13 protein-coding genes are annotated in these 14,582 nt (G+C 54.2%); 6 read left to right on the forward strand and 7 right to left on the reverse strand.

Annotated features, from left to right (window positions below):
• The first annotated feature begins 17 nt into the window (after positions 1-17).
• The 6 genes from mreC to msrB all read left to right on the forward strand — a co-directional run bounded on the left by mreC (position 18) and on the right by msrB (position 8,503).
• The gene (mreC, locus tag ACXAFI_RS03790; protein ID WP_475107747.1) at positions 18-842 is read left to right on the forward strand and encodes a rod shape-determining protein MreC; all 825 of its coding nucleotides are present in this window, start codon (positions 18-20) and stop codon (positions 840-842) included.
• Between the two features lie 4 nt (positions 843-846).
• Positions 847-1,326 carry a rod shape-determining protein MreD gene (gene mreD / locus ACXAFI_RS03795; RefSeq protein WP_152454579.1) on the forward strand — a complete coding sequence of 160 codons (480 nt, stop codon included), beginning with the start codon at positions 847-849 and terminating at the stop codon, positions 1,324-1,326.
• Positions 1,327-1,422: 96 nt separating this feature from the next.
• A complete protein-coding gene (locus ACXAFI_RS03800; protein WP_475107748.1) occupies positions 1,423-2,034 on the forward strand; it encodes a Maf family protein in 612 nt (203 codons plus the stop codon).
• A complete protein-coding gene (rng, locus tag ACXAFI_RS03805) occupies positions 2,031-3,518 on the forward strand; it encodes a ribonuclease G (protein WP_475107749.1) in 1,488 nt (495 codons plus the stop codon). The genes ACXAFI_RS03800 and rng overlap by 4 nt, the downstream gene beginning before the upstream one ends.
• Positions 3,519-3,599: 81 nt before the next feature.
• On the forward strand, positions 3,600-7,859 hold the full coding sequence (locus ACXAFI_RS03810; RefSeq protein ID WP_475107750.1) for a YhdP family protein: 4,260 nt from the start codon (positions 3,600-3,602) through the stop codon (positions 7,857-7,859).
• A gap of 110 nt (positions 7,860-7,969) precedes the next feature.
• Entirely contained in the window at positions 7,970-8,503 is a 534-nt protein-coding gene (gene msrB / locus ACXAFI_RS03815) for a peptide-methionine (R)-S-oxide reductase MsrB (RefSeq protein WP_475107751.1), read from the forward strand.
• 161 nt (positions 8,504-8,664) lie between these two features.
• Here msrB and yjgA read toward each other — a convergent pair whose 3' ends face one another.
• From yjgA to ACXAFI_RS03850, 7 genes are all read right to left on the reverse strand, one after another.
• Positions 8,665-9,174, reverse strand: a complete 510-nt coding sequence (yjgA, locus tag ACXAFI_RS03820; protein ID WP_475107752.1) for a ribosome biogenesis factor YjgA — start codon at positions 9,172-9,174, stop codon at positions 8,665-8,667.
• A gap of 64 nt (positions 9,175-9,238) precedes the next feature.
• Positions 9,239-10,606, reverse strand: a complete 1,368-nt coding sequence (gene mgtE / locus ACXAFI_RS03825) for a magnesium transporter (RefSeq protein WP_152454573.1) — start codon at positions 10,604-10,606, stop codon at positions 9,239-9,241.
• A gap of 107 nt (positions 10,607-10,713) precedes the next feature.
• A complete protein-coding gene (locus ACXAFI_RS03830; RefSeq protein ID WP_152454572.1) occupies positions 10,714-10,983 on the reverse strand; it encodes an HPr family phosphocarrier protein in 270 nt (89 codons plus the stop codon).
• 20 nt (positions 10,984-11,003) lie between these two features.
• Entirely contained in the window at positions 11,004-11,864 is an 861-nt protein-coding gene (gene rapZ, locus ACXAFI_RS03835; protein ID WP_475107753.1) for an RNase adapter RapZ, read from the reverse strand.
• A gap of 131 nt (positions 11,865-11,995) precedes the next feature.
• A complete protein-coding gene (gene ptsN / locus ACXAFI_RS03840; RefSeq protein ID WP_444919759.1) occupies positions 11,996-12,457 on the reverse strand; it encodes a PTS IIA-like nitrogen regulatory protein PtsN in 462 nt (153 codons plus the stop codon).
• A 3-nt stretch (positions 12,458-12,460) separates the two neighbouring features.
• Entirely contained in the window at positions 12,461-12,751 is a 291-nt protein-coding gene (hpf, locus tag ACXAFI_RS03845) for a ribosome hibernation-promoting factor, HPF/YfiA family (protein ID WP_152454569.1), read from the reverse strand.
• 181 nt (positions 12,752-12,932) lie between these two features.
• Complete coding sequence (locus tag ACXAFI_RS03850) at positions 12,933-14,390, reverse strand: RNA polymerase factor sigma-54 (RefSeq protein WP_475107754.1); 1,458 nt, start codon at positions 14,388-14,390, stop codon at positions 12,933-12,935.
• Positions 14,391-14,582 lie beyond the last annotated feature (192 nt).

Raw genomic sequence — 14,582 nt, forward strand, 5'->3', positions numbered from 1 at the left:
TACAAAGGGGGCTGCCCTTGAAACCGCTTTTTACCCGCGGCCCCTCCCCTGAGTTCCGCCTCCTGTTATTAGTGCCCCTGGCAATCGCTCTGATCGTTGCCGACCACTACACCAATTGGTTTCAGTCCACCCGCGAGCGCCTTTCCGGTGTTACGGCCCCGCTTTATTGGATCACTGGTGCCCCGGAACGCGTTGGGGACTGGGCTGGTGAGCAGTTTCGTTCCCGCGAAGAATTACTTGAAGAGAATGACCGCCTTAAGCGCCAAGTACTGCTGCTGGAGCAGCGCAGCCAGTTGTTAGCCGCGGTAAAAGCGGAAAATACGCGTTTGAAAGAGCTGATGAATTCGGCGGAAATGGTTGATGACCGGGTACTGGTGGCCCAGGTCATCGGTGTCTCACCGGACCCTCTCGAGCATGTGTTATTGATCGACAAAGGGCGCGATCACGGTATCGATGTAGGCACACCGGTGATGGACGCCAGTGGCCTGCTCGGGCAGGTGATTGAGGCTGGGGATACCTCCAGCCGGATTCTCCTGATTACCGACTCCAGCCACGCAATTCCCGTTCAGGTGCTGCGCAACAGTATGCGCGCTGTCGCCGAGGGCACTGGCGACCTCTATCGACTCAAGCTCAGGCATCTTGCGAACACCAGCGATATCCGCGAGGGGGACCTGCTACTCAGTTCCGGTCTCGGTGGACGTTTTCCGGCGGGCTACCCGGTGGGTGAGGTAATGTCGATCACTCGAGATCCAGGTCAACCATTTGCCGAGGCGGAAGTACTTCCGCGCGGACGTATGAGTCGCAGCCGCTTCGTTCTGGCGGTGATCGGGGATGGGGGGTAGGGCCTTGCAGGCGAATAATCGCTGGTTTATCGCGCTCACGCTCTTCCTCTCGATGCTGCTTGTGGTTATGCCTTTACCACAGCAGTGGCTGTGGTTTCGCCCGGCATTTCCGGCCCTCCTGGTTATTTTCTGGGTTACTCGTATGCCCCAGGCTTTGGGCGTCGGTTTTGCCTGGCTGGTGGGGATACTGGAAGACCTGATTAGTGGGGCCAGTCTCGGCACCCATGCGCTAGCTCTGGCGGTTCTGGCCTATTTCAGCCTGTTAACCTACCAGCGTACCAGGGCCTTCAATCCTGCCCAGCAGCTTTTATGGGTGTTTGTATTGGTGGGTATCCACCAGGTGGTGGGTAACTGGGTGCACGGTTTGGAGGGAAAAACCGTCCCCGGATTAACCTTCCTATGGCCCGCGCTCACCACGGCCCTGCTATGGCCTTGGGTGGCGCCGCTGTTGCACCGCCTCTGTGGTCGGTTGCAGGTCCGCTGAGCGTCTCCCCAGTCTGTAAATCAATGTAAAACTCTGATCATTTTTCGATCAACTTCGCTATAATCAGCCGCTGGCCCACAGGGAATATGTAGTACAGTGACGAATACCACCTCTTCAAACCGTCTTCTTCTCGCCTCGGGATCGCCGCGCCGGGCCGAATTATTGGCACAGATAGGCGTTGCATTTTCTCAGTGCCCCCCGTCTGTGCCTGAACAGAAACAAGCTTCAGAGACTCCTCAAGAATATATTCAGCGCTTGGCTCAGGATAAGTCTGCAGCCGGGTTATTGACGGCGTCTGAGCAGTCCGGGATCTGGGCGCTGGGTGCCGATACGGTTGTACTTTGTGGTGATCGCCTGCTTGAGAAGCCACAGAATTTCACTGACTTTGAGTCCATGATGTTGGCCCTGTCTGGCAGGGAGCACTCTGTAATGAGCGCTATTTGCCTGCGTAATCAAGAGCGGCAGTTTAGCCGCCTGGTGGAAACCCGTGTGCGGTTTCGCCATTTGTCACACCAGACCATTCAAGGCTACTGGCAGACAGGCGAGCCTACCGATAAAGCCGGCGGATACGGTATTCAGGGCAGGGGGGGCGCATTGGTGGAGTCTATCAGCGGCAGTTATAGCAATGTGGTTGGCCTGCCCCTGGAGGCACTGGTTCCGATGTTGGAACAGGCCGGAATTCCCTACTGGCAGGAGGCCGAGTCTTGAGCGAAGAATTATTAATCAACGTTGCGCCCACTGAGACCCGGGTGGCACTGGTAGAAAACGGTGTGCTGCAGGAGGTTTACCTGGAGCGCAGTGCGCGCCGAGGTATCGTCGGCAATATCTATAAGGGCAAAGTGATCCGGGTACTGCCGGGGATGCAGGCGGCCTTTGTGGATATTGGCTTGGAACGCGCCGGCTTTATTCACGCCTCCGATATTGCCCCGCTGGATGATGAGGGCATGGAGTCCAGGGATGCCGAAGTGGCAGATATTCGTGCTCTTGTGCGGGAGGGTCAACCCTTAGTTGTACAGGTAGTCAAGGATCCTATTAGTAGTAAAGGGGCGAGATTAACCACCCATTTGTCGGTATCTGCACGCTATCTCGTTTATATGCCGCAAACCCGCCACATTGGGATTTCCAATCGTATAGAGGATGAAGGTGAGCGGGAACGCCTGCGACAGTTGGTGGAAGCCGCCTCATCACGCCTCGCTGAGGATGGTCTTTCCGCTGACGGCGGCTTTATTTTGCGCACCGTGGCGGAGGGCGTCAGCGAGGAGGAATTGCTGCGTGATATCCCCTTTCTTTACAAACTCTGGGGGGAGTTGGAACAGCGTATCAAAGAGCGGGCCGTGCCATCCGTAATTTATGAGGATTTGCCACTGTTCATGCGTGCCCTGCGTGATCTTGCGCGCCCTTATACCGAGAAGATTCGTATAGACTCCCGCGAGGCGCACGGCCGCGCTGCAGAGTTTGCCGGTAAGTACGCACCCGAAATAGCCGGGCGACTTGAGCATTATCCCGGTGAGCGACCCTTGTTTGATCTCTATGGGGTTGAGGAGGAAATCCGCCGTGCCCTGCAGCATAAGGTGACACTGAAGTCAGGGGGCTACCTCATCGTCGAACAAACCGAGGCGATGAGTACCATCGATGTCAATACCGGCGCATTTGTGGGTCATCGCAACCTGGAAGAGACTATCTTCAAGACGAATTTGGAGGCGGCGACAGCAATCGCCCGCCAGCTGCGCCTGCGTAATCTGGGGGGAATTATCATTATCGACTTTATCGATATGAAGGACCCGGAACACCAACGCCAAGTATTGCGCACCTTGGAAAAAGCCCTGGAGCGGGATCACGCTAAGTCCAGTATTACCGGGGTCTCCGAGCTCGGTTTGGTGGAAATGACCCGCAAGCGTACACGGGAATCACTGGGTCAAATTCTGTGCGAGCCCTGCCCGGTGTGCGAGGGCCGCGGGACTCTAAAGAGTGCAGAAACGGTTTGTTTCGAGATCTTCCGGGAAATTATTCGCGAGGCACGCGCCTACGACAGTGAAAAGATCATGGTTCTGGCTAGCCAAGTGGTGATCGACTTGCTGCTGGATGAGGAGTCGGCAAACGTCGCCGATCTGGAGGAATTTATTCGCAGGCCCATACAGTTTCAAGTAGAGCCTATCTACAACCAGGAGCAGTACGACATTGTTCTTGTATAAATCATTTTTCGTCTCCTCACAGCTTTTCGGTACTGGCCGTTGCGATGCCTGCGGCCGCCCCATGAGTGAGTGGAGGTGATAATGATCCTGTTGCGCTGGCTCGCGCGAAAGTTCTGGTTGTTGTCGGTAAGCCTGGTGATTGCCCTGGCAATCCTTGTGCAAACTGGACGCCTGCTATCCCCTCAAGTGGAAGAATATCGCCCGCAGATCAGCCGCTGGCTCACCGGCCAGTTGGGAGTGCCGGTGCAGATGGATCGGATCTCCCTACGCTGGGAGGCACTACAAGTGTCATTACAGCTCGATGGCTTGCGTCTGGGAGAGAAGGGCGAGTTACGTATGGGGCACGGATTGTTCCAGCTGGATCTGCTCGCCAGTCTTTGGAACCGGGAGCTGGTGTGGAAAGACCTGCAAATGCACGCTTTTGCCGCCGGCCTCAGTCGAAATGAACAGGGAGAGTGGCGCCTGGACGGCTTTCCTGATATCTCCTTGAAGCCCGACGGCAGAGTTGTGTCCAACCCCAAAGCGGCCGATCCGGCACGGCTCTTCCAGCTCAGTCCCAAGGTTTGGATTAGCGATGCGGCAATCACCGTCAGGCTGCCTGATGAGCAGATCGCCGAGATCAATTTGCCGGAAATCTCTTTGGAAAACCGAGGGGATTTTCACCGCCTAACTGCCCGCGCCTTTATTGCCCGTGAGGGGGAAGAGCCCACAAGCAATTCCGAGACTCTTCGTTTGGTTGTAGAGGGACGCGGTAATCCGCGAAACAAAAAAGATTTTTCACTGAGAGGCTATATGCAGCTCAACGAGCTGCTACTGGACCAAGATATTGTTTCTCTCCTTCACCAGCTGACCCCACTTCCCGATCGATTCCATTGGCAGGGGCGCAAGTGGGCGGATGGACGCCTATGGCTGCACAGTGATGCCAATAAAGGCTATCGCCTGCTTGGGCGAGTAGGCCTCGCCCAGGTGGAAAACCTGGATGAAACACAGGTGGAGCTGGAGAAAGGTCAGCGGAACACTGGTGAGCTGACGGAAGGTGGTGACCACATAATGGCTCCGCTGCGCGCGCTCTCTGGAGATATTTCAGGTCGCTGGCTGCCCGGTGAGCACTGGCGTCTGGCTCTACAGAGTACCCAAGTAGATTGGCAGGGCCTGCAAATGCCGCCGCTAAACCTGCAGGTAAGTAGTGATCGGCAGGGGACTGCATTGTCGGCAGACGTGATCGACTTGGCGGGATGGAGCGATATTCTCAGGCGGCTGGACGTATTGCAGGGGGCTGCAGGTGATTGGTTAAAGTCACTGGAACCCGAGGGCCAGCTGCGCCGTGTACAGCTGCGAAAAGAAGCTGATGGGACAGTGAGCTTGAGTGCTAATTTGCACAATATAGCCACTCAGGCCTACCGCGGAGCTCCCTCGGTGGCGGGATTGAGTGGCTACCTGGAATTTGCCGGGGGCGACGGCCGGGTGGAGCTTGATGGCTCCAGCTTACAAGCGGGCTTTCCAAATTTGTATACCGAGACATTTTCTTTTGAGCGGGCCAGCGGCACCTTGGCTTGGAATCTGGACAAGAGTGCGAATGAAATCAATGTCTTCTCTGGCCCCTTACAGTTGGATGGTGAGGTGGGAGAAGTGCGTGGACAGTTTTTGCTGTCCCTGCCTTTTCGCCCACATACTCGTGCGGCGGATTTGGCCTTGTCCCTGTCGTTGCGTGATGCCAGCGTAGGAACCCAAGAGAAACTGGTTCCGACAACGGTTAGTGAAGACCTACGCAGTTGGCTAAAAGACGGTTTGGGTGCCGAGAATCCTGGACGGGTTGAGACTGCCGCGTTTATCTATCGAGGTAGCAATTATCCAAAAGATGGCAAGGAGGAGTCTCTACGCGCTCTGGGGGCTCATACACAGCGCCAAACGGTACAGCTGGCCGCGGACTTTTCCAACGCCAGTCTCAAGTATGCCGATGAATGGCCCAGGGTTCAGTCGGTGGATGGCCGCCTTTCGCTGGATGACGGAAACGTATCCGTCAGCGCCAATAAGGCGCGCATATGGGGTGTGGATGCCCATGGGGTTTTAGTTGAAGTAACCCCACAACCTGAGAAAGGGTCACGCCTGGATGTAACCGCACAGCTACAGGGGCCAGCTGAGGATGGATTGCGTCTATTGAAGGAATCTCCTCTGCGTAAGCAACTAGGCAGTGCATTTGATGAGTGGCAGTTGTCTGGGGATATTCGTGGACAACTGAGACTCTCCCAGCCCCTCGGCGGCGCGGCATTATCCCCAAGTCAAAGAGTTGATTTGCAGCTTAATCGTGGTGATTTGCAGCTACAGAACCTGCGTTTACATGCTGAAGCTTTGGCTGGCGATGTGATCTATGACAGCGATGCTGGTCTCGAGGGAACTCAACTGAAAGGCGAGCTCTGGGGCCGGCCGATAAAAGCGAGTATTCGTCACTTTGGTGAGGGCGATTCCCGGGATACTCAGGTGGTAGTGGATGGGAATGCTACTACCGAGTCGATCTACCGCTGGAGTCAGCGCCCCGAGCTGAAATGGTTAGATGGTGCCATGGATTACCGGGCATTGGTGACCATTCCGGCAAGATCAAAAGAGGCCCCCTACGCTGCAGTTTTTGAGTTGACCTCGAATCTTGCCAGTGTCGCAGTCAATCTTCCTGAGCCCCTCGGTAAAGCTGCTGAGAGAAAAACAAATTTTGTGCTGCGCGCCCCCATCGGTGATCAGGGTAGTTTGTTCCATTTGAATTACGGTGAACACCTGCAAGGTCAGTTTTGGTTGGTGGATGGGGCTCTTGAGCGTGCAGCAATAGCACTCAATGCCGAGGCGAAACTGCCTGAAGAGAGGGGGCTAAGTATTCTTGGGGATATCTCCAGTGTTGATCTGCCCCGCTGGGAAAAACTGTTGAGTGTATACCGCGATGATGCACCGGCGGTGTCTGAGCCCTCTACTCAGTCTGGGCAAACGCTCACACAGAGTCCTGAATTGAAGACCGATAGCCAGGGCGAAACAGCTTCTTCCCAAAGTGCGCTGGCAACGGCCAGAGTATCCAGTCCTTTACCGGTAAGCCTTGATCTCAGTACTGACCGCCTGCAGTTGGGCACTGCGGAAATTGAGCATATACATGTCACTGGCCGAGGGGTGGGTGCCAAGTGGCAGTTGGATTTCGATAGCGAAATGGCGGCGGGGAGACTCTCTGGAACGCTAGGGGGGAAAAAGCCTCTCCGTATGAAATTGGCGCATCTGCGTCTTCCCACTCCTGAAAAAAAACAGGCTGCTTCAGGGGAGGCTTCTACTGAGTTGCCCCTTTCAGAAGAGTCGGTGGACCCCTGGGCGAACTTTAACTTCCAGAGCTTGCCATCGATTGATTTCAGTACGGAAAGTCTGCGCTTAGGCGAGGAAGAGCTTGGACGTTGGTCCCTTGAAGTGCGGCCATCTAAAGAGCGCCTGGTGTTGAGTAATATTCGTGGCAGTGTGCGCGGTTTCCAGTTACAGGGGCGTGGCGGTGGTGAAAAAGCCCTGGGAGCGCAGCTGATGTGGATGCGTGATGCTGAGGGTAACAATTCATCCCAGTTTATCGGGCGTCTGGCAGCCGATGACCTGGCGGATATTCAGCGTGAAATGGGGCATGAGCCGCTGATTGAGAGTAAATCCGCTACCTTTGATACGGCATTGCGCTGGGACGGATCTCCCGCGATGGCCAGGGGCAGCTTGTTCTCGGGAGATTTGAAAATAGACATTCGCGATGGCCGCTTCCTTCGTTCAACCGGTACCGCAGGCTCAACCGTCCTAAGGTTATTGTCGCTATTTAATTTCGACACCTGGGCCCGCCGCCTGCGCTTGGATTTTTCTGACCTTTACAAAAGTGGTATGGCTTTTGACCGGGTGCGCGGTGAGGTGGTTTTCGAAGGAGATGGGCAGCTGTTAATTGCAGTACCTATCCAGGTTGAGGGACCCACCAGTGAGCTGCAGATGGCTGGGCGGGTGAATTTGGTACGTGAAGATTTGGATCTGACTCTAGTCGCTACCCTGCCGGTAAGTAATAACCTCGCTTTGGTTGCTGCACTGGCCGGAGGACTCCCGGCCGCGGCGGGCGTTTACCTCATTAGTAAAGCCTTTAAAAAGCAGGTGAAGAAAATGGCCAGCGTCAGTTATCGCATTAGCGGTGACTGGGCCGATCCACAGATGCGCTTTGAAAAACTCTTTGATAGAGATGGCGCTGAGCGCCAGGGAGCGGCCTCTGAGGCATCTGGAAAAGAGGCAAGACAAGAGCAGGGGGTGGCGGATTCCAGCCATACCCCATCCCCTCCGTTAGCTGACGGAGCCGGCTCTTAACCCGCTTGTTGATTGAGCTAACAAGTCTGGGGGGGAGGACTCCGAAAGCCTGTGAACGCAGCTTTCTAACCTTTTAAGGTAATGACCTAATGAGGACAGGAGTTTGCAATATGGTGAAGACTTCGACGCTATCGCTTCTAGTGGTGTTAATCCTGGTTTTATCGGCCTGTTCCGAGGCCGATGATCAGAGAATTCAAGATATGACAGTGGCAGAGGCTAAGACACGTATCGCTGAGGGCAAAGGCCTGGAGCAGATTCCCAAGTCGGTGTGGAAACAATTACTCCCTGAGGATCGATATAAAGTTCTTTGGAAAGGGGATACCGAGCGGGCTTTTAGCGGCAAGTTGTTATACAACGAAAAAGAAGGAGTCTACATTACGGCAGGTTGCCGTCTGCCGGTATTCAGCTCCGAGCACAAATTTAAATCGGGCACAGGCTGGCCCAGTTTTTGGGATGTAGCCTACCCGCAAAATATCGTATTAAAAGACGATTTCAGCTGGGGGCTTAGGCGTACAGAAGTATTATCGAAATGCGGTGAGCACCTGGGGCATGTTTTTAAGGACGGCCCCCCTCCGACAAACTTGAGGTACTGTCTGAATTCTCTGGCCCTGGACTTTGAACCTGCAAAGGGGCGTGAACAGTAACCAACTGGGCTTGTAGCCAATTGAAACGGCGGTTAAAAAGAATGGAACTTTTTTAGCAACGCTTATCGGTTGCTAGATTGGTTTTAGCATTAGCCAATGTTGCAATATAAAGATTTTTGGGCGGTGCCAGGCCGCCCGAGCGGTGCAAGAGTGATGCTGGGTTACTGTGAAGACTGAATAAAAAAGTCCCGCAAATAGCGGAACAGCTTGCGCTGATTGCTGGGGGGCTTGCTATTTTTGATCTCGCGCAGGGAATCACGCACCAGTTGACGAAGTTGTTGGTGGTCTACCTGGGGGTACTGATCAAAGAAAGCTTCTTGGGCACTGTTGCCCTCTTCGAGTAAGCGCCCGCGCCAGTCTTCTGCCATCTTGTCAAAGCGTAGGTGTTGCTGATCTCGCTCTTTGAATTTATTCAGTACGGCTTCAATGGCTTCGTGGTCAGCACTGCGCATCAGTTTACCGATATATTGCATTTGACGGCGGCGCGCCTCGTTAGACTTGATTCGTCCCAGGGTATCAATCGCCTCGCGCATATCCTCATCAATGGGCACTTCAGCGAGCTGGGTTTTGGATAGCTCGGTCAATTGCTTGCCCAGGGCCTGCAGCTCGTGCATTTCCTGCTTTACCTGCGTCTTACTCTTAGGCAGGTCTTCATCGTCGTATTCGTACATCTGGAGTTCCGTGTATAGGTTCCGGGCTGCCCCGGTTCTGTTTGAGCAGGCAGTGTATTGCCTCTCAGCCAAAATGCCAGGTGGCGAGGCCCAGGAAGGACATGAACCCCACCACATCGGTAACGGTTGTCAGTGCGACGCTACCGGCCAGTGCCGGATCGATTCGTATTGCCCGCAATACAACCGGCAAGATTGCCCCTGCCATCGCCGCTACGATCAAATTAATGACCATTGCGGCAACAATGATGACAGCAATGGTAATGTCGTCAAACCATAGCGCGGCGATCAGCCCCATCACCAGGGACCAAAGTAGGGCGTTTAGAGCTGCTGATCCGAGTTCCCGCGAGAGTAGCCAACTGAGGTTGCTCTTGCCAATCTGCCCCAGCGCCATACCCCTGATCACTACGGTGAGTGTTTGGCTGCCAGCCACCCCGCCCATACTTGCGACGATGGGCATTAAAACGGCAAGGGCAACGACTTTATCTAGCGTATTCTGAAACAGGCTGATGACCCAGGAGGCTAGCAGGGCGGTAAGTAGGTTGATACCGAGCCATAGAGCGCGTCTACGGGCAGTGCGTCTAACCGGGGCAAAAGTATCCTCTTCTTCATCGAGACCCGCCATGCTCATTAGAGAGTGATCGGCACCCTCGCGGATGACGTCGACGATATCGTCGATAGTGATACGGCCCAGTAGGCGGTTGTCCTCATCCACTACCGGTGCGGTGATCCAGTCATACTTTTCAAACAACCGGGCGACTTCGGTATCGCGCATATCTGCGGGTATCGGTTCCACATCGGTATTGACCACCTCGCGAACTGTGACGGATGGGTCTGTAGTGAGAAGCTTGGAAAGCGGAAGTAGACCGATATATTGGCCCTGGCGATTGACCACAAACAAGCTGTCTGTGGACTCCGGCAGCTGTTCATGACGGCGCAGGTAACGCAGTACTACATCCAGGCTCAGGTTGGGCCGCACCGATATGGTATCGGTGTCCATCAGGCCGCCAGCGGTGTTCTCATCGTAAGCGAGAACACTTTCCACCCGCAGGCGGTCTGTTTCGCTCATTGCCGAGAGGACTTCCGAGACGACACGCTCGGGGAGCTGCTGGAGGATATCGGCGATATCGTCCGCGTCCAGCCCCTCCATGATCTCTACCATCTCCTCAGTATCCATGGTGTCGAGGATCTGGCTGCGCACTTCATCGGTCAGCTCTTGCAGAACCTCACCCTCGACATCCCGGTCGATCAGATTCCACAGAACCTGGCGGATACGCGGAGGTGAGCTTTCCAACAGTTGCGCAATGCTCTGGGGTGTAAGGGTCTTGAGCATGCGCCGGACTTCCTGCCCGGTACCACTATCGAGAGCGGCGAACAACTCACTGAGCTGGTTTTGCGCGCGGAACTTGATTTCGGCTTGGGGTGGGCTGGACACGATAAATCCTTACTGCTCAGCGGTGATTAGGGGGGCAGAGGCCACAGAAAGGTCGTGGCGTTTTGATACCATGGCGGACTCTATCCACTGCCGGTTGCCTTTGCAAACTACTCGGCTTCGCCGAAGCGCTCAGAGACCAGGGTGCAGATGGCATCGAGTGCGTCGCTCTCATCACGGCCCTCCACCTCCAGCTCCAGTTCAGTACCCTGGCCGGCGGCGAGCAACATGAGCGCCATCACGCTTTTACCGTCCACGGATCTGTCTCCGCAGTTCACTTTGATATTTGAAGAAAAGCGGGCAGAAGTCTGGGCAAATTTACTGGCTGCGCGGGCGTGTAGCCCGAGTTTGTTAATGATGATGAGACGCTGCTTTTGCATAGGGGCTTGCGGTGTTTCGACTATCTCTGTTGTTCGCGGTGACGGACTTGAATATTGCCAAATTTATGCAGAAAAGTACGGGCTAGTTGCTCAACCATATATACCGAGCGGTGCCTTCCTCCGGTACAGCCAATGGAAATGCAGGTATAGCTGCGGTTGCTCTCTTGGAAGGAGGGCAGCCAGTTTTCTAAAAAGCCTGTGATGTCCGCTTCCATTTTGTTGGTTTTTGGATGGGAGCGTAAAAACTCGGCTACTTCGGGGTCCAATCCGGTTTTTTTTCTCAGACTGGGTTCCCAATAGGGATTTGGCAGGCAGCGCAAGTCGAACATCAAGTCGGCATCCACGGGAACGCCGTATTTAAAGCCGAACGACTGAAAAAGGATTGCCATTCCCTCTGAGTGTTCGCCCACCACTCGGCTTTTAATTAGCTCTCGCAACTCATGTAGGCCGAGGCTACTGGTATCGATCACCATATCCGCCATGGCTGAGATCGGTGTCAGCAATTCCCTTTCTTGTTTTAAGGCCTCGAGTAAGTGGGTGCAGTCATTGCTGAGGGGGTGTTTTCGGCGAGTCTCGCTGAAGCGCTGAACGAGGACGGGTTCACGGGCATCCAGGTAGATAATGTCACACTGGACACCTGTGCTGCGCAAGGCTTCTATGACACGTGGAGCCTGCTTGATATCCTGCCAGAGGTTGCGTGCGTCTATTCCCAAGGCTAGGGGAGTGTCTCCCTTTGGGGTTTGTTGCTCGGCCCGCTTAATTAGTTCGGGCAGCAGGCTGATCGGTAGGTTGTCAATGCAGTTAAAGCCCACATCTTCGAGCAATTGTAGTGCGGAGCTTTTACCGGAGCCGGAGCGGCCGCTGATAATGACCAAGCGCATGGGGACCCCCTCTTTTTAGCTCTTTATACCATTTAATCGCTTGAGAAATGGTGTTTTTATTCCTAACGGTAATTTAAGGAGCGACTCAGTAGAATCTCAGTTGTTACCAGAATAAAAGTACAAAACCAGAATCAGGCTGCTGCGGCAGAATCTATGGCTAGGGCGTAGAGCTCATCACTACTGTCGGCTTTTCTCAACTTATCCCGGACTTGGCTGTTGGAAAAAAGCGCAGCGATTTCTGCCAGTGTGTCCAGATGTTGTTGTTCTGAATCTTCAGGGACGAGTAAGACAAAGAGTAAGTCGACAGGTTGTCTATCGATAGCGTCGAAATCTATGGCGGGTTCGATTGTGCAAAGCACGCCTATAGGTTGCTCACAGCCAGGAAGGCGGCAGTGAGGTATGGCTACCCCCTCGCCAATACCCGTCGAACCCAGGCGCTCTCGAGCGATCAATTGATTGAATGTTGTGTCGGAGTCATGCTGTGGATATTGTTCGGCAATGGCTTGGGCAATATTGAGCAGCAATTTCTTTTTGCTGCTCCCCGCCAGGTGGCAAAGACTCAGGCGGGGAGAAAGTAAAGCTTCCAGTGTCATAATTTAGCGGTGGTTCTGCAACTTCTCTTTGTGTTTTTTCAGTTGGCGGTCCAACTTATCTGTAAGCGCATCGATGGCTGCGTACATGTCTTTGTCTTCCGAACCCGCACAGAGGTCGTGACCATTGATATGTACTCGGGCTTCAGCTTTCTGGATCAATTTATCTACAGATAGAATAACTTGCGCGTTGGTTATGTTGTCATAATGCCTTGAGAGCTTTTCCAGCTTGTTCTCACAGTAGTTGCGCATTGGTGAGCTAACGTCGACGTGGTGACCACTAATGTTGATCTGCATGGATTTCTCCTTACCAGGTGCATCACAATACGGCGAGCCTCCTTTCGGGTCGCAACCCTACTAGGAAGTGGCCCAGAATGGAAGGATACACTCAAAGTTTGGAGTTCGGTTGTGAAGACGTCGCTACTGGCGCCAGGTTATGACTTGCTCCGCCTTTTTGGTCGTGCCCGGTAAGGGCAAATTAAACTAGGCGCTTCCTTTCACTGGAGGAGGGGATACCCATTGATTCGCGATACTTGGCTACTGTGCGGCGGGCTACTTTGATGCCCTGCTGGTCTAGTTCCTGGGTAATTTTATTGTCGGATAGCGGCTTGCGCGGTGTTTCCGAATCAATCAGCTTTTTGATCAGGGCGCGAATGGCGGTTGAGGAGGCATCCTCACCGGAGTCTGTACTCACGTGACTTGAAAAGAAATACTTGAGTTCGAACACTCCACGGGGTGTGAGCATGTACTTTTGGGTGGTTACCCGGGAGATGGTGGACTCGTGCATGCCAATGGACTCGGCAACGTCTGCCAGCACCATGGGGCGCATGGCTTCTGGTCCTTCCTCAAAAAAGCCTTGCTGCTTTTCGACAATACAATTGGCGACTTTTAGCAGGGTCTCGTGGCGGCTCTGCAGACTCTTCATAAACCAGCGAGCTTCTTGCAGGTGGTCGCGCAAAAAGTTGTTATCTCTCGAGTTGTCCGCACGCTTAACCATTGAGGCATAGTGGTTGTTGATTCGAATCTTAGGAGTGATCTCTGCATTCAATTCCACTTGCCAGCGCAGGGCCTTGCGGGAAACGATGATATCCGGGATCACATAGTCCGGCTCCTGCCCGCCAAAGCTCTCTCCCGGATTCGGGTTTAGCGTCTGGATGAGGCGAATGGCCTCGCCGAGCTGGGCCTCGTTAAGGCGTGTGCGCCGACTCAGCTGGCGAAAATCTCTTTTGCCGAGCAAGTCTAAGTGTTTTTCAATGATGCTTTGCGCTTGGTCGAGCCAGGGGGTGGTTGGCGGTAACTGTTGCAGTTGTAATTGCAGGCATTCTTTTAGGTCCCGAGCCCCACAGCCGGCAGGCTCGAACTGTTGGATGGTCTTTAAGACTGCCAGTACTTCATCTTCATCTACAGCTAAAGAGGAGGCAACCTCCTCTAACGAGGTGCCCAGGAGGCCGCTGGGACTTATGCTGTCAATCAGGTTTTCACCGATCCACTTATCCTGCTCGGATAAAGGCGTCAGGTTCAGCTGCCAGCGCAGGTGGCCTTGTAAGTCGACAGAGGTGGAGTTGCGTTCGTAGCTGGAGGTATCCAGCTCTGGGTTCCCGCTGTGACTGGTGTAGATATCATCCCATCGGGAGTCGACAGGAAGCTCGTCGGGAATTGCCTGGTCCCAGTCCCCCTCAGCAAGCTCTCGTTCCTCAGCCGCTTGTGAAGTATGGTCCTGCACCCGCTCTGACTCGTGCTCAGCCAGAGATTGGCCATTCTCCAGCTTTGAGGGTTGTTCCTCGCTATCCGCCTCCAGCATTGGATTGCTATCTAACGCCGCCTGGACCTCCTGCTGAAGGTCGAGGGTAGACAGTTGCAGAAGGCGGATCGCCTGTTGCAACTGGGGAGTCATAGTCAGTTGTGTGCCGAGCTTGAGCTGGAGTGACTGCTTCATAGTGGAGAGCCGCTGGCCGATAAGACAGTGTTTAGATCAATTTGTCCTAAGATGGCGCAGACTACCCCTCCCTCTAATTTATTACAAGCAATAAACGTGCCGACCCGGTGATAAATGTTAGGCTCGAAGTGGCTGAAGCATGAGCAATTAAGCTCAAATTGAAGAATTTAAGGATGGGGATTGCCGCTTCAT

The sequence above is a fragment of the Microbulbifer sp. ABH2_005 genome, assembly GCF_056160005.1.